This window comes from Streptomyces sp. RLA123 (genome assembly GCF_056270165.1).
The window spans coordinates 4,671,149-4,688,208 of the sequence record NZ_JBWDOR010000003.1 but is presented as its reverse complement, the minus strand read 5'-3'; the positions used below and the strand labels follow the sequence as shown (position 1 = coordinate 4,688,208).

Sequence of the window (17,060 nt, the reverse complement as noted above, 5' to 3'; positions counted from 1 at the left end):
TTCGGTGCCGTTCAGCGCAGCCACGGCAGGTCCGTCGCCGCTCCCTCGTCCGGCTGCAACCCTTCCGCGATGATCCGGCAGATCTCGCCCAGTTGCTGTGTCTGCTCCGGTGAAAGGCGGTCGAAGATCGCCCCGCGCACCGCCTCGACGTGCCCCGGCGCCGCGGCGGCGAGCGCCGCGAAGCCCTCGTCGGTCAGGACGGCGAGCTGGCCGCGCCGGTCGGACGGGCAGCTCTCGCGGCGCACCCAGCCGTTCTCCTCCAGCCGCGCTATGGCATGCGAGAGCCGGCTGCGCGTAATCTTCGAGCGTTCCGCGAGCTCCGTCATCCGCATACGGCGGTCGGGCGTCTCCGAGAGCCACACCAGCAGCGAGTAGTAGGCGTGGGGCATGTTCGCGTCGCGCTGGAGCTGCCGGTCCAGGGCGTCGGAGACCAACTGGGTCGATGCCATGTACGCGCGCCAGGCGCGCTGCTCCTCCTCGCTCAGCCAGCGGGGTTGGGGCCTGCTCGTCGTCATGTCCTCATAGTACGAAGTTATCTTGAAACCTCAAGCAAACCTGGGTACCGTGATCGTACTCGCTTGAAAGTTCAAGGAAGATACGGGCAAGGAACCCATGACGACCGCACCCGCGCTCCCTCAGGTCGCGCCCGGCCTCGGCGATCACGAGGAGGGGCCGCTACCGATCGTGCGCCCACGCCCCCAGTACCTGACGGAAACCGTCCCCGGCTCCCAGCGCCGCAACCGCGGGCCTCAGTTGCGGGGGCGGCGGAACGCATCGCCGCCGGGGGCGGTCACCTGCTGCTCCAGGAGGGCCGCGGCATCGGCCTGTACGCCGAGCCGGACGCGTACGCCCTCCAGGACCAGGACCAGGACCTCGACGCCTACGCCGCCGGCCGCGCGCTCGGCGTGGACACGATCCGCCCGCTCAGCAACAACCCCGGCAAGGCGGGGCAGTTGCCCGCCCCCGCCATCACGGTCGCCGAACGCGTGCCGAGCGGCGTGCACGTCTCGCGGGCCGACGTCCGCTGTCCGCGCGCCAGGGCCGGGCACACCCACCACACCCTTGACCTCCCGGCCTGAGGAGGCCCTCATGCGCATGCCCGCCCTCTACCTGTCGCACGGCGCCCCGCCGCTGGCCGACGACCCCGTCTGGCCCGGCGAACTGGCCGCCTGGTCCGCCGGATTCCCCCGCCCCACGGCGATCCTGATGATCTCCGCGCACTGGGAGGAGGCCCCGCTCGCGCTCGGCGCCACCACCACCGTCCCGCTGGTGTACGACTTCTGGGGCTTCCCGCGGCACTACTACGAGGTCCAGTACGCGGCCCCCGGCGCACCCGGGCCGGCCGACTCGGTGCGCAAGCTGCTGCGCGGCCCGGGCATCCCGGTGCAGGACATCCCGGACCGCGGCCTGGACCACGGGGCATACGTCCCGCTCGTGGAGATGTTCCCGGACGCGGACATCCCCGTGCTCCAGGTCTCGATGCCCACGCTCGACCCGCGGAAGCTGATGGAGATCGGGCGGAAGCTGGCCCCGCTCCGCGACGAGGGGGTGCTGATCGTCGGCAGCGGCTTCTTCACCCACAACCTGGCGGCGCTGCGGCACGCCGGCGGCGTCCCGGGCTGGTCGGCCGAGTTCGACGACTGGGGCCGGCGCGCGCTGGACACCCAGGACGTCGACGCGCTGCTGGACTTCTCGCACACATCCCCGGCGGGCGCGCTCGCCCACCCGCGCACCGAGCACTTCGCCCCGCTCTTCGTCGCCATGGGCGCGGCCGAGGGGGATCTCGGCGCCCAGCGCAGCGTCATCGAGGGCTTCTGGATGGGCCTGGCCAAGCGGTCCGTGCAGTTCGGCTGATCCCCCCCGCTGCCCCGGCCACCCCCGTGGCAGTCGGCCACCACAGGCCGAAGGGCCCCGCCTCCCATGGGAAGCGGGGCCCTTCGGACGTTGCGCCGGGGCGTCCGGGTCAGTGGACGACCACGGGAACGACGATGTCCTCGGCGTTGCCCTCCACGCCGTCCTCGGACGACGCGGCCACCACACTGCCACCGTGGCCGGCGGTGATGAAGGTGAAGGCGATGATCGCCGACACCGCCAGGATGCCGGCCGCCCACCAGATCGCGGTCGAGTAACCGTGCACGGCGGCCGCGTTGATGAAGCCCTGCTTGCCCAGCGTGCGGGACTCGGCGGCGTGGCCGGCGATCCACGCGGTGGTGGCGCTGGCCGCGATGGTGTTGAGCATCGCGGTGCCGATGGCGCCGCCGACCTGCTGCGAGGTGTTGACCATGGCGGAGGCGACACCCGCGTCACGCGGCTGCACACCGTGCGTGGCCAGGCTCATGGCCGGCATGAACGCCGTACCCATGCCGAGGCCGAGCAGGATCTCCGCCGGCAGGATCAGACCCGCGTACGAGCTGCCGACCTCGAGCTGGGTCAGGATCAGCATGCCCAGGGCCGCCAGCAGGAAGCCCGGGGTCATCAGCAGCCGCGGCCGGACGCGGTTCATCAGACGCGCGCCGATCTGCGTCGAGCCGGTGATCATACCCGCGATCATCGGGAGGAAGGCGAAGCCGGTCTTCAGGGCGGAGAAGCCCTGCACGACCTGGAGGTAGTAGCCGAGGAAGAGGAAGAGGCCGAACATGGCGATGATCGCCAGGCCGAGCGAGAGGTACACACCACCGCGGTTGCGGTCGGTGACCACGCGCAGCGGCAGCAGCGGCGCCTTCACGCGGGACTCGACGAACAGGAACGACGCCAGCAGCACGACCGCGGCGACGAACAGGCCGATGGTCTTGCCCGCGCCCCAGCCGTCGGACTCGGCGACGGTGAAGCCGTAGACCAGCGAGACCAGACCGCTGGTGGCCAGCAGCGCACCGGGGATGTCGAGGCTGCTGTTGTTGCGGCTGCCGGCGGGCTCACGGATGACCCGGAGGGCACCGAAGACGGCGACGGCGGCGAAGGGGATGTTGACGAAGAACGTCCAGCGCCAGTTCAGGTACTCGGTCAGCGCACCGCCGAGGATCAGGCCGACAGCGCCGCCACCACCGGCGATGGCGCCGAAGATGCCGAACGCCTTGGCGCGCTCCTTGGGCTCGGTGAACATCACCGCGAGCAGCGACAGCGCGGCGGGCGCGAGCAGCGCGCCGAAAGCGCCCTGCAGCGCACGGGCACCGAAGAGCACGGCCTCGTTGGCCGCGGCGCCACCGAGCGCCGAGGCGGCCGCGAAGCCGATGAGGCCGGTGATGAAGGTCCGGCGGCGGCCCCACATGTCGGCGATGCGCCCGCCGAAGAGCAGGAGTCCGCCGAACACCAGCGCGTAGGCGGTGATGACCCACTGCTTGTTGGCGTCGGAGATACCGAGGTCGGCCTGGGCGGTGGGAAGCGCGATGTTCACGATGGTGCCGTCGAGGACGACCATCAGCTGGGCTATCGCGATGAAGGCCAGCGCCTTCCAGCGCTGGGCGTGGGCCGTTTCTGACATGGGTGAACTCACTAACGATGGGGAGAGGCGAGCACGACGGTGAACTCTGCGGACCGCATGGGCGCCGCGCGCCGATGCGGGCGGGCGCGACTCATGGAGCCAGAGAAGACGAAGGGGACCTACAGTACGTAACGGGTGAATGGTCGGCTAATGAATTACCGGTCGGCCGGCCACGGCGCGCGGCCGCCGGCGGAGGCTCAGTCCAGCCCCCGAAGGTCTTCGAGCGTCACGGACGATCCGGGCAGCACCGAACGGGCCGGCGTCTCCAGACCGTCGACGAACAACTGAAGGTGGCGGTGGATGAAACGGCCCATGTCGCAGTGCGATCCCGGCAGGGGCCGGGTGAGCTGGCTGATCGCCACCATCAGATCGCCGACGTCGATGTCGTCGCGGAGCCGTCCGGACCGGCGTGCAGCCTCCATGAGACCCGTGACGGCCTCGTGCAGACGGACACGGCCCTCCTCCAGGCGCGGATCACCCTTGCCGAAGCTCGCAACGAGCATGGGACACAGCGCCCCCACCCGTTCGTCGGCGGCTTCGTGCACAAAGGCGCGCAGCGCGTCGAAGGGGTCCGGTTCCTCGACGAGCAGCCGCTCGGCGCGGTCCGCGATCCGGTTCATCACCGAGTGCGCCACCTGGATCGCGAGTTCCTGGCGGTCGGCGAAGTGCCGGTAGACCGTCGCGTTGCCGACGCCCGCACGGCGGGCGACCTCGTCGAGGGGTGCGTCGGCGCCGTACTCGAGGAGGACTTCGCGAGCCGCGGCCATGATGCGCTCACGATTGCGCGTCGCGTCCGCGCGCTGCTTCACGGCGGTCTGGGCCATGACGGATCCCCCTCTCCCACGGTGCCGGGCGTACTGCCTGGCGGTTGTCCAGTGCCGCGCCATCCGGGGAAAGTGTCCCCGCTTGCGCGACACAAGGGTAAACGGGGACGCCGTCCCCGGATATTTCAGAGCCTGTTGTGACCTGACTCACGTTCAGCCGCATACGGGAAGGACCCCGGTCGCGCCGTGGCGACCGGGGTCCTCTTCGTCTTCCGTCGCCCGGGCCACCGTCACGGCCCGGCGTCCCGGCTACTCGACGACGAGCTCGACGGGGATGTTGCCGCGGGTCGCCTTGGAGTACGGGCAGACCGCGTGGGCCTGCTCCAGCAGCTTGTGACCCACCTCGTTCTCCAGCTCCGGCGGCAGCTCGGCGCGGAGCACCACGGCCAGGCCGAAGCTCGTCTCGTCCTTGCCGATGGAGACCTCGGCGGTCACCGAGATGTCCTTGGTGTCCACCTTGGCCTGGCGGCCGACCAGGGCCAGCGCACTGGCGAAGCAGGCCGCATAGCCGGCGGCGAAGAGCTGCTCGGGGTTGGTGCCCTGGCCGTTGCCGCCCATGGCCGGGGGCATGGCCAGCGCGAGGTCGAGCTGGCCGTCGGAACTCACAGCCCGCCCGTCGCGGCCGTTGGCGGTGGCGACAGCGGTGTACAGCGCGTCCATGGGAATCCGTCCTCTTTCGATCGCGTACGAACTCGTTGCGATAAGTAGAGCACACGATTCAGTTGCACACAACTGAAGTGCGGGCAGTCGAGATACCCTGTACTCATGACCGCCCCTGCCTCTGCCCCCGCATCCGCTTCCGCGCGGGCCGGCGACGACTACCTGCGCCTGGAGCAGCAGATCTGCTTCTCGCTGCAGGCCGCGTCCCGTGCCTTCGGCGGTGTCTACCGGGTCGTCCTCAAGGACCTCGGCCTCACCTACCCCCAATACCTCGCCATGCTCGTGCTGTGGGAGCACGGCGCGCTGCCGGTGAAGAAGATCGGCGAGTACCTGCGCCTCGACTCCGGCACGCTCTCCCCGCTGCTGAAGCGCCTGGACGCGGCCGGTCTCGTACGCCGCGAGCGCTCCACCGACGACGAGCGCTCGGTCACCGTCCGCCTCACCGAGGACGGCACCGCCCTGCGCGAGCGGGCGCTCCAGGTGCCGCGCCGCATCTCCGCCGCGACCGGGCTCGGCCTGGACGAGATCAACGACCTGCGCACCCGCCTGGACCGGCTGACCTCGGCGCTCGACACGGCCGACCTCGCGGACCTCGCGGACCTCACGGGGGAGCCCGACGGCGCCTGACCGGTGCCGCGGGCCGGACGGTTCACGCCGGACCCGCCCGGCGGGTGGCCACACGACCGTCACCAGCAGCGCAGACGCACGTCCGCACCGCCCCGCCCTCGATCCGCTACCCTGTCCTCGGCTGCCCTCCGGGGCGGCAGCGCCTTGCCGGGACCGTGTCCCACGCAGGGGGTGGCCTCAGTAGCTCAGGGGATAGAGCACCGCTCTCCTAAAGCGGGTGTCGCAGGTTCGAATCCTGCCTGGGGCACATAGTGAAGGGCCAGTTCAGGGGCTTGATCCCCGGAACTGGCCCTTTCTCGTGAGCACGGCCGTGCCGCTTCTGCGCCACAACGCCCGCTACGAGTCGCCGTCACCCCGCGCCTTGCGGATCATCTCGCCACCAGCGAGGAGGAGCGGTGCGGCCCGTACCGCGACGCCTTCGGCCTGTACTCCGGCTGCGGACTGCGCGGCCGCGTAGAGCGCCGCCGCACCGCCGACGACCCAGACCGCTCCCGCGAGTCCCTGCGCGCCCCGTACGCCCAGCCCTGGAAGTGGTTGCCCTGCCCGCACGCGTGCGGCTACGTCGACCAGCCCGAGATCCGCCCCAGCATCCTGCACGGACTCGTCCCGCAGCTCAGCCCAGGCGCAGAGAGTCTGCATGTGGAAGGAGACGCCTGCAGCCCATGTGGGCACCTCCGGCTGAGGGTCCATTCCACAGGGATGTTCCAGCTTGATCGGGTCGAACATGCCGTCGAAGTTACCGTCAACGGCGCTCTGGGCACGGTGGCTCGACTTCTCCTGGCAGAGAAGTTGCACGCTGTCTTCTGCCGGTGCCCGCGGGCGCACATCGAAGCCATCAGCTCGGGAATCTGCCGGCTCCGCCTCCCCGGTTCGAATCTTGCAGCCGCCACGCTGAGGGAGACCCCCTCCGGCCAGCCTCTACGACAGGCCAGAGGGGTTTCTTCGATTCTGGCCACTGTTCGATTCGGCGCCGGTTCCGGGCTGCCTGTCTCACCCTGTACCGCCTGAATCGCACCTCTGACCAGGGCGTGTGCCCCAGGTGGCGTGCCCGACGAGTCGGCACGGTCCCTGCGACTCTCCCGGCTACGTTCGCTCGGGAGCGCCCCGCGGCGCGTGGCCGCGGGGCGCTTTGCGAGGGTCAGTCGATCTTCTGTCCGTCGTACTTTCCGCCCCTGCAGGTCCCGGTCGCCCATTCGACTCTTCCGCCACCATCCTCGCACTCACCCACGGTGGGGGCGGCGTCGGTGGGGGCGGCTTGGGTGGGGGCGGCGGGGGTGGCGGCGGTGGCGGTGGCGGCGCCTGTGAGGCCGAGTCCGGCGAGGGCTGCCGTGGCGATGACGGCAGCGAGGCTTCGTCGAATGCGCATGTGGTTCCCCTTTCACGGATTGCCTCTGTTGGGGCACTAGCCAGCTTGATCTTCACCCATGCGGGTGGCACGTCATGTTGGGCCGTTCGGGTGACGCTGCTGTCGGGTGCGGGGTCGGTGACGCGACCCGTCGGCCAGGCGCTACTGGGCGGTGCTGCGCGTAACCGCCAGCCTGTGCACAGCGGTCGACGCCAGCCGCGCAGACGGCCGAAGGCCCCGACCCCCGATGGGGACGGGGCCTTCGTCATGCCCAAAGGGTCTGCGGTCCCCCGGGGTCCGTGAGGCCTCCATGGGGAACGTCAGGGGAACGGAAGGGCGAGTAGGGGCCGGGAAGGATCCAACCGGGCCGGAAGGCCATACCGCCCTGACCAGTGATAACGGTGAAATAGAGGGAAGATCATCACAGACGGGGAAGGCCATACAGCCCCTCCTGAAGCGGGTGTCGCAGGTTCGAATCCTGCCTGGGGCACGTAATGAAGGGCCAGTTCAGAGGCTAGATGTCCTCGAACTGGCCCTTTCTCGTGAGCACGGCCGTGCCACAACGTGCCGCTACGAGTCCATGGGCGGTGCCACAGCGGCAGCGGCCGGTGTCGAGGCGGTTGTGGACCGGCCCGAACGACGGCGCGGTCATCGCCGCCACCAACGGAGCCGACCGCAACGACTTCGACACCGAGTTCGGCCCCACCAACGTCGAGATCCACGCCGTCAGCACCGCAGTCGACCTCGGCGACGCCGGAATACCCTGGACGTAGCCGAACGAGTCGACCCCGCAGGACTGTCCCCGGAGCCCCAGGCACGTTTCCTGGTTGACGTGGCGCGAGCGATCGCGCAGCGGCGACACGTCGGCGAGGCCACAGCCGCACTCCTCGAAGCCGAAACCCTGGCCCCTAAACCAGTCCACTCCCACCACCTGGCCCGCGAAGCAGTGCGTGACCGGTAGAGGTTGCGGGGCTCGATCGGCCGGCCGGTCCGGGTGGTGAAGACGTAGCCGCCGTTGTCCTGCCACTTCTCCCCTCACGCTGCTGGGTGGCCGTCTGCCGCATCCGATGCCAGCGCAGCGGCGCGATGCACAGCGCAGGCATGGGCACAGCCCGGCGACGGCGGCCCTTGGGGTCGTCGTCGTACAGCACCCCGCGCCGACGCTGTGTCTGCTGCCGGACGTAGAGAACGCGTTTGTCCAGGTCGACGTCTGTCCAGCGAAATCCGATGATCTCGCCCCGGCGCATGCCCATGGCGATGGCGAGCACGAAGGCCGCATCGAACGGATCCTTGCGCGCGGCGGCGAGGGGGGTCAGCGTCTCGTCCAGCGTCCAAGGGCTCAACTCACGGGCCCGAGGCCGCGGCGGCTCGACCAGCGCAGCCACGTTGCGGGCCACCAGTTCCTCACGGCAGGCCGCTGAGAGCACCGTACGGAGAACACGGTGGGACTCCTTGGCGGTTGGGCCCCGTGGTGTCATGCTCCAAGCCGTTCAGGAAGCGGCGGACGTCGGCGACGCCCACGGATTCCAGCCGCTTGGACCCGAGGCGGGGTACAAGGTAGAGCCGAACGTGCGCTTCGTACTTGTCGTACGTACTGAGCTTGCGGCGCGGTTTGACCACGTTCTCCAGCCAGTACGGCAGCCACTCGGCGAGCTTGGCGGACCGAGTCGCACGGGAGCCCGAACTGCGATGAGTTCCGGCACGGTCCCGAGTCTTGAGGTACGTCCACCTTTTGTGCGCGAAATTGGAGACATCGTGAAGCTCTTACTTACGTCAGGCGGCGTCACGAATCCGAGCGTTCACTCGGCGCTCGTGCAGCTTCTCGGCAAGCCGATCGCCGAGTGCCGTGCCCTCTGCGTCCCGACAGCTCAATGGGGTCATCCGATGTGCGGTCCGACATCGGTGCGGGGCTTTGTAGCCGCCGAGCCCAGGTGGCAGCACCTGACCGGTCTGGGCTGGGCGTCGCTCGGTGTCCTCGAGCTCACCGCACTGAGCACCATCGGCGCGGAGCGATGGGTCCCCTGGGTCCGGGAAGCCGACGTGCTCCTGGTCGACGGCGGCGACGCGACGTACCTGTGCCACTGGATGCGGGAGTCCGGGCTGGCCGATCTACTGCCTTCGCTTCCCGACACGGTCTGGGTCGGCGTGAGTGCCGGAAGCATGGTGATGACGCCGCGGATCGGGGCGTACTTCGTCGAGTGGCCGTCCGCGCCGGACGACCGCACGCTGGGAGTCGTCGACTTCTCGATCTTCCCGCACCTGGACGCTTTTCCGCACAACACCCTGGCTGACGCGGAGCGGTGGGCCGCCGACATCGGCATCCCGGCCTACGCCATCGACGAACAGACGGCCATCAAGGTCGTCGACGACTCCGTCACGGTGGTCTCCGAAGGGCAGTGGACGCAGTTCGGGGCATAGCCGCCCAGCATTCGCGACGTCGCGTCGTTCCGCGAGACCCCGTATCGCGCCGCGACCTCGACCACCGGGGCGCCGGCGGCCACTTCCATGACCGCGTGATACCGAGGCTCGACCACGCTCAACTCCACCAGCACGGCCCCGGCCCTCCCCTCACGCGCGAATCAGGCGTACAAGGGTCACTCCACATCGCATGCGTGTGACACAGGGGTCCTCAGCGCATTCGATCGAGTACTTCGTCGGTCGACAGCAACGCATGAGCGAAGTAACGGTAGTTGATGATCGCCGCCTGATAGCCGTCGCCCCAGACCGGATGCCGGGGTCCGGCTGTCGCATCCCTGACCACCGTGACCTCGAATCCCTCCTCGATGAGGTGACGCAAATGGGATTCGACACACATGTTCGCCAGCATCCCGCCGAGGATAATCCTCTGCATTCCCCGCTTACGCAGTTGCAGTGCCAAGTCGTTGCTTTCCGGTCCGAATACCTTGTGCGGGCTGGCAACCACCGTTCTGCCGTCTTCGATATAGGGCTTGAAGCGGTCCAGCCAGTCCGCACCGGAGTTTCGGAATCCGGTCAGATCGAGCTGTCCCGCCCGTGCGAACGTGTGGGTCTCGAACTCGCCTGCCTCGAGCGGCCCGTTCATTCGCCATCCGTTGTCGGTCGGATAGAAATAATGGGGCGAGATGAAGACCTCGTACCCGCCCGCCTTCGCCGCCTCGAAGATTCTCTCCATATTCTCGACGGTCCGGTTCTCCGTGACGCTCGCTCCCACCGCGTCCCAGTTCGCGCCGTCCTCGCTCAGCACATCGTTCTGTGGGTCAATGAACACAACCGCCGTGTCGGTCTTATTGATGTCCACCTGGCGCTCCTCACGCGACAAACCACGGGTGTGGTACGTATTCGCTACAGCATTCCGTGTTCCGACATCAGCCGACACGGCTCGACGAAATCCGGATCCGTCAGCGAGTGTCGTGCTCACCTTCGGGGTGTGCCCTGAGGAGGCGCTGTCCGGTCACCCTCCGTTCCACTGTGCCCCATCGCGGGGTGTTCTGCATCGGCGAATTGCTGCGCTTCGCTCGCCGTCGCTGCCATCCCCGGAGACAGGAGGGTGTCAGGGGCTCACCTGAAGTGGATGTCGCAGGTTCGAATCCCGCGGCCGACGCGCCTGCTGAACTGAGTGACCTGCACGACGTGCAATGCGACAGCAGGCCTCTCTGCGCGCCAACCGCGTGGCCTCCTCCTGGCCGAGCAACTCGTGAACGACATCGCGTGCGAGGTGTTCGGCATCCGCCGGCGAGCAATGGCGCCCGCGTAGAGGCCGGTGACCGCTGACCGCTGACCGGTCCCCGAATGGCATGCCCCGGATGCCGTGGCCAGGATGGAGAGGTGGGCGCGGTCTCCGGCGCCGGTCTCCGGAGCGCCTGAGGGGATGGTGTGCATGTCGTACCCGAAGCAGGTGTACTTCGGCGACGGAGGCGAGGTCGACGCGCACTTCCTGCCGTCCGGCACCGCGCCGGACGTCGGCAGACCCGGCGACGCCATGGCCATCCGCTATCTCGCGACGAGCGACACCACGCGCGGCGAGTTCGGCTTCTACCGCGTCATGCTGGGCGCGCGGGCGGACGGCCCCAAGACGCACTTCCACCGGACCATCTCGGAGTCCTTCTTCATCCTCAATGGAACCGTCCGCCTCTTCGACGGCGAGCAGTGGGTCGACGCGCGGGAGGGCGATTTCTTGCACGTTCCGCAGGGCGGGCTGCATGCCTTCCGCAACGAGACCGACACCCTCGCGGAGATGCTGCTGCTCTTCACCCCGGGCGCACCGCGTGAGGCGTTCTTCGAGCAGATGTCGGAGATGGGCGACGCCACGCAGGCGGAGCGCGCCGAGTTCTTCGACAGGCACGACCAGTATTTCGTCGACTGACCACACCCGTCCCATCGCGGCGAGTTTCGGCGCCGGTTCAATCGGTTCAACGCGCCTCGGCTGTTCCGGCACGGTCGGCAGGGGGTACGGACGTGATCAAGGACGAGGCCGTCAGGCAGCTGAGGACGCTCGCGCCGACGTGGACACGCCGTCGCTGCCGTTCCTGGCCGGCCTCGGGCGGCGCGAGGAGCAGGAGGCGTCCGGTCTGTTCGATCAGGTGAGGGAAGCGCTCGGATGCGTCTTCGCACGCCGGCGGATCCCCGCCGTGCCTCCTGGCCGCGGGGCGTCTCGATCCGCGCGGCGTTCGCCCTGGCCCCGGCCGCGACATGGGACCCGGTCACCGTGACCAGGACGCCGTTCGCGGTGATGTGGGGGACGTGCGACACGACGAACGGCGGCACGTACGTCGAGCAGAACGAGGACGCCAACACCGTGCCGATAGCCACGTTCACGGTGACGGGCGGGGTCCACAACTTCTACAACACGCAGTGCCCGCCCGCGGGCGGGCAGGCCGTGTCCGAGGACGAGGCCTTTCCCGGCGGCCGGCCCGGCACCTGCATGGCGCAGTTCCCCGACGCCGACTACCCGCGGCCGGACCAGGACGAACTGTCCGAACGGCAGCAGCGCCTGATCACCCGGGACTACGTCGGCGCCTTCTTCGCACGCCATCTGCTGGGCGACAGGCGGTACGACCGCGTCCTGCGGGGCGAGGAGCGGTTCCCCGGCGTACCGGACGTGGTGGACGTGCGGGACGACGCGGGCAGGTAGGACCGCGTCCGAGGGGGCGGAGAACGCCGTGTCCCCTCGGGCCGCCGCTCAGGCGCGGCCCGGCAGGGGGATCGTGAAGTCGTCCTCGACGGGCGGGTCCAGCTCGTGCTCCCGCAGCCCGGTGGCGGCGAAGCAGCGCACGCGCAGCGCGGCCGGGCTCACGTCCAGCCGCAGGAAGCTCTTGAAGAACGGCGGGCTGTAGGTGGCCGAGCCCGGGGAGAGCAGCCGGGTGAGGACCCTGCGCACGGGGAGCCGCAGCCGCCGCTTGCGGTGCGGGCGGGGCGGTGCGCCCAGGAGGCCGGCGACGAAGCGGGTGCGCGCGGTGACGGCCGCGCCGGTGGCACGGGTGGGCTCGACGTCCAGGCGCTCGGCGAGAGCCGCGGCCGCCTGGTCCGGGGTGAGGTCGAAGAAGCGGCGCATGCGCAGGCGGCGGCCGTAGAGCCGGCTGTAGAACGCCAGGGAGTCGCCGCGCATCGGGTAGCAGCGGAAGTCGTCCTCGGTGACGCCGCCGACCGCCACGCGCGGGATGGTGTGGGTGGCGTGCATGAAGGCCCCGCCGCCGCCGGAGACGATGTACTCGATCCTGCGGCCGTCCACGTCGACCGGGTAGTGCTGGTAGTTGTGGATGTCGCCGCCTATCGCCGCGACGTAGCGGTGGGCCGGGTCGCGGACGATCTCGTCGACCGTGCCGCCGCCCTCTATCGCGCACGGGTGGTGCTCGCCGTCCACGTAGATCGGGGAGCCGGTGACCAGGATCTTGGGGCGGGGTCCCCGGGAGACCCGGCGCAGCCACTCGCCCTGCTCCCGGTCGATGCCGCCGAGCAGCCCGGTGTCGATGCCGATGATCCGTACCGGCCCGGAGTCCATCGCCCAGTACGGGCCGGGCAGCGACGCGGCCTGCGCGGGGGCGGACCGCATGAGGCGGTCCTCGTCGAGGCGGGCGTCGTCCGGGGTGTCCGGCTCCGCCCACAGCAGCGTGCGCCACCAGGCGGAGGTCAGCGGGCGCGGGCGGGGTGCTCGCGGGAGCGCCGGGGCGCGGCAGAAGACCCGCATGAAGCCGGTGAGGCCGTCGTACCAGTCGTGGTTGCCGGGGATGGGGTAGATCGGGGCGTCGTAGTCCCGGTAGGGCCGGAAGAACTTGCTGCCGTACTCGTTGGCGCTGCCGACGGGGTACAGGACATCACTGCAGATCACGGCGTAGCGCGTGCCCGCACCGGCCTTCAACAGCCCGGGGACCACGGCGTACTGGGGGTCGTCGCCCTCGCCGGTGTCGCCGAGGAGGAGGAACGAGAACGTGCCGGGGTCGTCCCGCTCGATCACCGGGTCCGCGCCGGCGGCCCCGCGTTCCACCTGGCCCGCGACCCAGCGCTGCCGGTCCCTGCCGGTCGGGTCGCCGAACAGCGCGGCCAGTGGGCCGTTGCGCGCCTTCCACAGCGTGACCGGGTTCAGCCACGACAGGTTGACCACCCGGGCGGGCATCAACTCCTGGTACGAACCGGGCTTCTGGCTCTCCCAGCCGGCGCCGGCCAGGGAGTCGCGGGAGGAGTCGGGCACCCGCGCACCCTAGCAACCGGCGGGAGGCGTTCCGGCGGCGCGGGGCGTCCGGCTCCGGCGCGCACCGCGGAGCCGGTGGGAGCGGGGGCCGTCAGGGGCCGCCGGTCGGCACCGAGGGGACGATGTGCGCCCGAACGCTCTTCATCAACGGCTGGTCGCTCTGGAGGCTGTAGTCGCCGGCCGCGATGAGCACGTTCATCTCGGGCATGTAGCCGGCGGCACAGCCCGCGGGGAGGTTGTACGCGATGGCCCGATAGCCGTTCAACCGCCGTTGTGTGCCGTCCTTGGCGGTGCTGGTGATGTCGACGAGGGCGTTGTCCTCGATGCCGCGGGCGCGCATGTCGTCGGCGTTCATCAGAACGAGGGTGCGCAGGCCGGTGATGCCGCGGTAGCGGTCGTCGGACGAGTAGATGGTGGTGTTCCACTGGTCGTGCGAGCGCATGGTCTGCAGCACGAGGGCGCCGTCCCGGGGGACGGTGTCCGGCAGGGGCGCGGCGGAGAACTCCGCACGGCCGCTCGGGGTGAGGAAGACGAGTTCACGGGCGGGCTGGCGGATACGGAAGCCGAGGGGCAGCCGGACACGGCGGTTGAAGTCCTCGAAGCCGTCCAGGACCTGGGCCATGGTGTCGCGGATGCGGTCGTAGTCCTCGATGTACTGCTCCCAGGGGGTGGCGCTGCCCGGGAGGGCGGCCCGCGCCATGCCCGCGATGATCGCCGGTTCGGACAGCAGGTGCGGCGACGCCGGATTCTTCATGCCGACGGACAGGTGCACCATGCTCATGGAGTCCTCGACGGAGGTCGCCTGGATGCCGCGCCGCTGGAGGTCCTTCTCCGTCCTCCCCAGGCAGGGCAGGATCAACGCGTGTCGGCCGTGGGTGAGATGACTGCGGTTCAGCTTGGTGCTCACGTGGACGGTCAGCTCGCAGCGGGACAGTCCCTCCTGGGTGTGGACGGTGTCCGGCGCGGCCATCGCGAAGTTGCCGCCCATGCCGACGAAGACCTTCACGCGGCCTTCGTGCATGGCCCGTACGGTGCCGACGGCGTCGAGCCCGTGCTCACGGGGCGGGTCGATCGCGCACACCTCGCCGAGGCGGTCCAGGAAGTGGGCGGTGGGGCGATGGTCGATGCCGCAGGTGCGGTTGCCCTGGACGTTGCTGTGGCCCCGCACGGGTGAGGGGCCGGCGCCTTCCCGTCCGAGGTTGCCGCGCAGGAGGAGGACGTTCACGATCTCGCGGACGGTGTCGACACCGTGCTCGTGCTGGCTCACTCCCAGGCACCAGCTGATGAGGGTGCGGTCGGAGCGGGAGTAGACCTCGGCGGCCTTGAGGATGTCGGCGCGCGGAAGGCCCGACTGGCGCTCCAGCTCCTCCCAGGAGGTCGCCTCGCAGGCGGCCGCGTACTCCTCGAACCCGCTGGTGTAACGGTCGATGAACTCCCGGTCGAGCGCCTTCGGGTCGTGCCGTGAGTCCTCCAGGACGGCCTTGGCGACGCCCCGCAGGAGCGCCATGTCGCCGCCGCCGCGCACCTGCAGGTTGAGGGTGCTGGTCGGGGTCGACTTGAAGAGCGCCATGTCGGTCATCTCGTGCGGGACGATGGTCCGCGTCGCGGCCGCCTCGACGAGCGGGTTGACGTGCACGATCTGGGCGCCCCGCCGGTACGCGTCGGCCAGGGCCGTGAGCATGCGCGGAGCGTTGGACGCCGCGTTCACGCCCAGGATGAAAAGCGCCTCGGCGCTTTCCCAGTCCCCCAGGTCCGCGGTTCCCTTTCCGGTCCCCAGGGCAGCATGCAGCGCCCGCCCGGATGCCTCGTGGCACATGTTGGAACAGTCCGGCAGATTATTGGTGCCGAATTCGCGGGCCATCAGCTGGTAGAGGAACGTGGCCTCGTTGCCCAACCGTCCGGAAGTGTAGAAGGCGGCCTCGTGCGGGCTGTCCAGATCGCGGAGCGTCCGTCCGACCAGGTCGAAGGCCGCCTGCCAGGAGATGGGGACGTAGGTGTCGCTGTCCGGGTCGTAGACCATCGGTTCGGTCAGCCGGCCCTCGTCCTCCAGGGCGGAGTCGCTCCACCCGTCCAGCTCGGCGACGGTGTGCGCGGCGAAGAACTCCCGGTCCACGCGTTTGGGGGTCATCTCCCAGGTGACGTGCTTGATCCCGTTCTCGCAGATGTCCAGCTTCAAACCCTTGGTGTCGTCGGGCCACGCGCATCCGGGGCAGTCGAAGCCGCCGTTCTCGTGGTTCATCAGGAAGATCGCGCGCGGCCCGTCGACGAACGCGCGCTCCCGCAGCAGGACTCGGGTCACGCTCTTCGCCGCACCCCAGCCGGCCGCGGGGTGCGGATAGGCGTCATTGCCGTGGGGCTCGGGACGAATCTGCCGGTCGTGGCGAATATTCACTTTTTGAGCCTAGCCACGTTCCCTGCGACCGCATTTCGTGATCGCGCGCATTCCCGATTCGCGGGTGTCACGGATTGCGGGGCCCGCATTCCGTACCGTGTTCGCCCTGTGGCCGACTCCGGTGGCGGAGCGTGGCGTGCGGGCTATGGAGAAGCAGTTGACGGGCAGGCCCGGCCCGGTGACCGCCCCCGCGTCCCCGGACCACGGACACGCTCCGTGCACGCCGGACCCGGAGCGAACACGGCGTTCGGGGTGTTCGGCTGAGCATGGGTCCTGGCAGCAGGACCCGCCGGTGTGCGCGATGGGGTGGCATCCCAGGAGCCCGGGAGCATGCCGCGGCGGCACGGGTGAACAGCGCGGGCCGGGTGCCGCGGGGGCGTTTACGCTCGGAGTCATGGCGAACGCGACCGTACGGGAGTGGGACGACGAATCGGGCTGGGGTGTGCTGGACTGCGCCGAGACCCCCGGGGGCTGTTTCGCGCACTACAGCGACATCGAGATGGCCGGATTCCGGACGCTGTCGGCGGGCCAGCCGGTGGTCCTGGAGTGGGAGGCCCCCGGCTTCCGGCAGGACGGGTACGACTACCGCGCGCTGCGGGTCGTGCCGAAGAACTGAGCGGCCGGCGTCAGCCCACGTCCCACAGGAAGCGGTGGGTGTGGATGCCGAAGTAGGGGAAGGTCTCGACGCCCGCCACGCCCTCGATGGGCCGTACGACGTCGTTGACGAAGTCCAGCAGCTCGGGCGGCCCGGGGCAGACGACCTCGGCGAAGAGCGCGTAGGGACCGGCGGTCAGGACGGCGTAGACGACCTCCTCGCGGGCGGACAGCGTGTCGGCCACCGCCCGCGGGTCGCCGTCGACGCGCAGGCCCAGCAGCGCCATGGCCTGCCCGCCCATCGCCATCGGGTCGGTGACGCCGACGACCTGCACGACCTTTCCGTCGACAAGCCGCTGGAGCCGCTGGCGCGCCGCCGACGGGGAGAGCCCGACCTTGGGGCCGAGATCGGCGTAGGGGATGCGGCCGTCGGTCTGCAGTTCGCGGAGGATCGCGCGGTCGATGTCGTCCACGTA

At 69.9% G+C, this 17,060-nt stretch carries 18 protein-coding genes, 1 tRNA gene and 1 pseudogene; 9 read left to right on the top strand and 11 right to left on the bottom strand.

The features are described from left to right. Window positions 1–11 precede the first annotated feature (11 nt). Entirely contained in the window at window positions 12–515 is a 504-nt protein-coding gene (locus RV983_RS21390; RefSeq protein WP_475987361.1) for a MarR family winged helix-turn-helix transcriptional regulator, read from the bottom strand. On the opposite strand from RV983_RS21390, the gene RV983_RS21385 reads away from it, so the two are divergent. Both RV983_RS21385 and RV983_RS21380 read left to right on the top strand, forming a co-directional pair. Further along, window positions 495–1,079, top strand: coding sequence for a GTP cyclohydrolase II (locus RV983_RS21385; protein WP_475987360.1), 585 nt, complete (start codon window positions 495–497; stop codon window positions 1,077–1,079). The genes RV983_RS21390 and RV983_RS21385 overlap by 21 nt on opposite strands. Window positions 1,080–1,095: 16 nt before the next feature. Continuing rightward, window positions 1,096–1,854: a dioxygenase family protein gene (locus RV983_RS21380; RefSeq protein WP_475990402.1), complete on the top strand. Its 759-nt coding sequence runs from the start codon at window positions 1,096–1,098 to the stop codon at window positions 1,852–1,854. Between the two features lie 109 nt (window positions 1,855–1,963). Here RV983_RS21380 and RV983_RS21375 read toward each other — a convergent pair whose 3' ends face one another. The 3 genes from RV983_RS21375 to RV983_RS21365 all read right to left on the bottom strand — a co-directional run bounded on the left by RV983_RS21375 (window position 1,964) and on the right by RV983_RS21365 (window position 4,962). After that, window positions 1,964–3,478 carry an MFS transporter gene (locus RV983_RS21375; protein WP_475987359.1) on the bottom strand — a complete coding sequence of 505 codons (1,515 nt, stop codon included), beginning with the start codon at window positions 3,476–3,478 and terminating at the stop codon, window positions 1,964–1,966. A 197-nt stretch (window positions 3,479–3,675) separates the two neighbouring features. Beyond that, window positions 3,676–4,302 (bottom strand): TetR/AcrR family transcriptional regulator, encoded by a 627-nt coding sequence (locus tag RV983_RS21370; protein WP_475987358.1) that lies wholly within the window; start codon window positions 4,300–4,302, stop codon window positions 3,676–3,678. A 249-nt stretch (window positions 4,303–4,551) separates the two neighbouring features. Continuing rightward, complete coding sequence (locus RV983_RS21365; protein WP_475987357.1) at window positions 4,552–4,962, bottom strand: organic hydroperoxide resistance protein; 411 nt, start codon at window positions 4,960–4,962, stop codon at window positions 4,552–4,554. Between the two features lie 105 nt (window positions 4,963–5,067). Between RV983_RS21365 and RV983_RS21360 the strand changes: the two genes are divergently transcribed. Next, entirely contained in the window at window positions 5,068–5,589 is a 522-nt protein-coding gene (locus RV983_RS21360; RefSeq protein WP_475987356.1) for a MarR family winged helix-turn-helix transcriptional regulator, read from the top strand. 174 nt (window positions 5,590–5,763) lie between these two features. Beyond that, window positions 5,764–5,836 (top strand) — tRNA-Arg (locus RV983_RS21355). A gap of 89 nt (window positions 5,837–5,925) precedes the next feature. On the opposite strand, the gene RV983_RS21350 is transcribed toward RV983_RS21355, so the two are convergent. Both RV983_RS21350 and RV983_RS21345 read right to left on the bottom strand, forming a co-directional pair. Next, window positions 5,926–6,228, bottom strand: coding sequence for a hypothetical protein (locus tag RV983_RS21350; RefSeq protein WP_475987355.1), 303 nt, complete (start codon window positions 6,226–6,228; stop codon window positions 5,926–5,928). Between the two features lie 499 nt (window positions 6,229–6,727). Next, entirely contained in the window at window positions 6,728–6,955 is a 228-nt protein-coding gene (locus RV983_RS21345) for a hypothetical protein (protein ID WP_475987354.1), read from the bottom strand. A 587-nt stretch (window positions 6,956–7,542) separates the two neighbouring features. On the opposite strand from RV983_RS21345, the gene RV983_RS21340 reads away from it, so the two are divergent. After that, window positions 7,543–7,707 carry a hypothetical protein gene (locus RV983_RS21340; protein ID WP_475987353.1) on the top strand — a complete coding sequence of 55 codons (165 nt, stop codon included), beginning with the start codon at window positions 7,543–7,545 and terminating at the stop codon, window positions 7,705–7,707. A 172-nt stretch (window positions 7,708–7,879) separates the two neighbouring features. Here RV983_RS21340 and RV983_RS21335 read toward each other — a convergent pair. Beyond that, window positions 7,880–8,602 (bottom strand): annotated as a pseudogene (locus RV983_RS21335) (site-specific integrase); the annotation flags it as partial. A 66-nt stretch (window positions 8,603–8,668) separates the two neighbouring features. Between RV983_RS21335 and RV983_RS21330 the strand changes: the two are divergent. Then, entirely contained in the window at window positions 8,669–9,352 is a 684-nt protein-coding gene (locus RV983_RS21330) for a Type 1 glutamine amidotransferase-like domain-containing protein (RefSeq protein WP_475990401.1), read from the top strand. Window positions 9,353–9,563: 211 nt separating this feature from the next. Here the strand turns inward: RV983_RS21330 and RV983_RS21325 are convergent, their stop codons facing one another. Next, complete coding sequence (locus RV983_RS21325; protein ID WP_475987352.1) at window positions 9,564–10,211, bottom strand: cysteine hydrolase family protein; 648 nt, start codon at window positions 10,209–10,211, stop codon at window positions 9,564–9,566. Between the two features lie 579 nt (window positions 10,212–10,790). On the opposite strand from RV983_RS21325, the gene RV983_RS21320 reads away from it, so the two are divergent. Continuing rightward, window positions 10,791–11,276 carry a cupin domain-containing protein gene (locus tag RV983_RS21320; RefSeq protein ID WP_475987351.1) on the top strand — a complete coding sequence of 162 codons (486 nt, stop codon included), beginning with the start codon at window positions 10,791–10,793 and terminating at the stop codon, window positions 11,274–11,276. Window positions 11,277–11,510: 234 nt separating this feature from the next. Then, window positions 11,511–12,044 carry a hypothetical protein gene (locus RV983_RS21315; protein ID WP_475987350.1) on the top strand — a complete coding sequence of 178 codons (534 nt, stop codon included), beginning with the start codon at window positions 11,511–11,513 and terminating at the stop codon, window positions 12,042–12,044. 48 nt (window positions 12,045–12,092) lie between these two features. Here the strand turns inward: RV983_RS21315 and RV983_RS21310 are convergent, their stop codons facing one another. Together RV983_RS21310 and RV983_RS21305 are read right to left on the bottom strand one after the other, a co-directional pair. Beyond that, the gene (locus tag RV983_RS21310) at window positions 12,093–13,598 is read right to left on the bottom strand and encodes a metallophosphoesterase family protein (RefSeq protein ID WP_475987349.1); all 1,506 of its coding nucleotides are present in this window, start codon (window positions 13,596–13,598) and stop codon (window positions 12,093–12,095) included. 91 nt (window positions 13,599–13,689) lie between these two features. Further along, the gene (locus tag RV983_RS21305; protein WP_475987348.1) at window positions 13,690–15,990 is read right to left on the bottom strand and encodes an FdhF/YdeP family oxidoreductase; all 2,301 of its coding nucleotides are present in this window, start codon (window positions 15,988–15,990) and stop codon (window positions 13,690–13,692) included. 394 nt (window positions 15,991–16,384) lie between these two features. On the opposite strand from RV983_RS21305, the gene RV983_RS21300 reads away from it, so the two are divergent. After that, window positions 16,385–16,606 carry a cold-shock protein gene (locus tag RV983_RS21300; protein ID WP_475987347.1) on the top strand — a complete coding sequence of 74 codons (222 nt, stop codon included), beginning with the start codon at window positions 16,385–16,387 and terminating at the stop codon, window positions 16,604–16,606. Window positions 16,607–16,616: 10 nt separating this feature from the next. On the opposite strand, the gene RV983_RS21295 is transcribed toward RV983_RS21300, so the two are convergent. Continuing rightward, window positions 16,617–17,057, bottom strand: a complete 441-nt coding sequence (locus tag RV983_RS21295; protein WP_475987346.1) for an Lrp/AsnC family transcriptional regulator — start codon at window positions 17,055–17,057, stop codon at window positions 16,617–16,619. Window positions 17,058–17,060 lie beyond the last annotated feature (3 nt).

Excerpts from the sequence above, each read along its gene's own strand:
- RV983_RS21390 (WP_475987361.1), bottom strand. The coding sequence starts at position 515 with ATGACGACGAGCAGGCCCCAACCCCGCTGGCTGAGCGAGGAGGAGCAG.
- RV983_RS21380 (WP_475990402.1), top strand. The coding sequence starts at position 1,096 with ATGCCCGCCCTCTACCTGTCGCACGGCGCCCCGCCGCTGGCCGACGAC.
- RV983_RS21375 (WP_475987359.1), bottom strand. The coding sequence starts at position 3,478 with ATGTCAGAAACGGCCCACGCCCAGCGCTGGAAGGCGCTGGCCTTCATC.
- RV983_RS21370 (WP_475987358.1), bottom strand. The coding sequence starts at position 4,302 with ATGGCCCAGACCGCCGTGAAGCAGCGCGCGGACGCGACGCGCAATCGT.
- RV983_RS21365 (WP_475987357.1), bottom strand. The coding sequence starts at position 4,962 with ATGGACGCGCTGTACACCGCTGTCGCCACCGCCAACGGCCGCGACGGG.
- RV983_RS21360 (WP_475987356.1), top strand. The coding sequence starts at position 5,068 with ATGACCGCCCCTGCCTCTGCCCCCGCATCCGCTTCCGCGCGGGCCGGC.
- RV983_RS21350 (WP_475987355.1), bottom strand. The coding sequence starts at position 6,228 with ATGCAGACTCTCTGCGCCTGGGCTGAGCTGCGGGACGAGTCCGTGCAG.
- RV983_RS21345 (WP_475987354.1), bottom strand. The coding sequence starts at position 6,955 with ATGCGCATTCGACGAAGCCTCGCTGCCGTCATCGCCACGGCAGCCCTC.
- RV983_RS21320 (WP_475987351.1), top strand. The coding sequence starts at position 10,791 with ATGTCGTACCCGAAGCAGGTGTACTTCGGCGACGGAGGCGAGGTCGAC.
- RV983_RS21315 (WP_475987350.1), top strand. The coding sequence starts at position 11,511 with ATGCGTCTTCGCACGCCGGCGGATCCCCGCCGTGCCTCCTGGCCGCGG.
- RV983_RS21300 (WP_475987347.1), top strand. The coding sequence starts at position 16,385 with ATGGCGAACGCGACCGTACGGGAGTGGGACGACGAATCGGGCTGGGGT.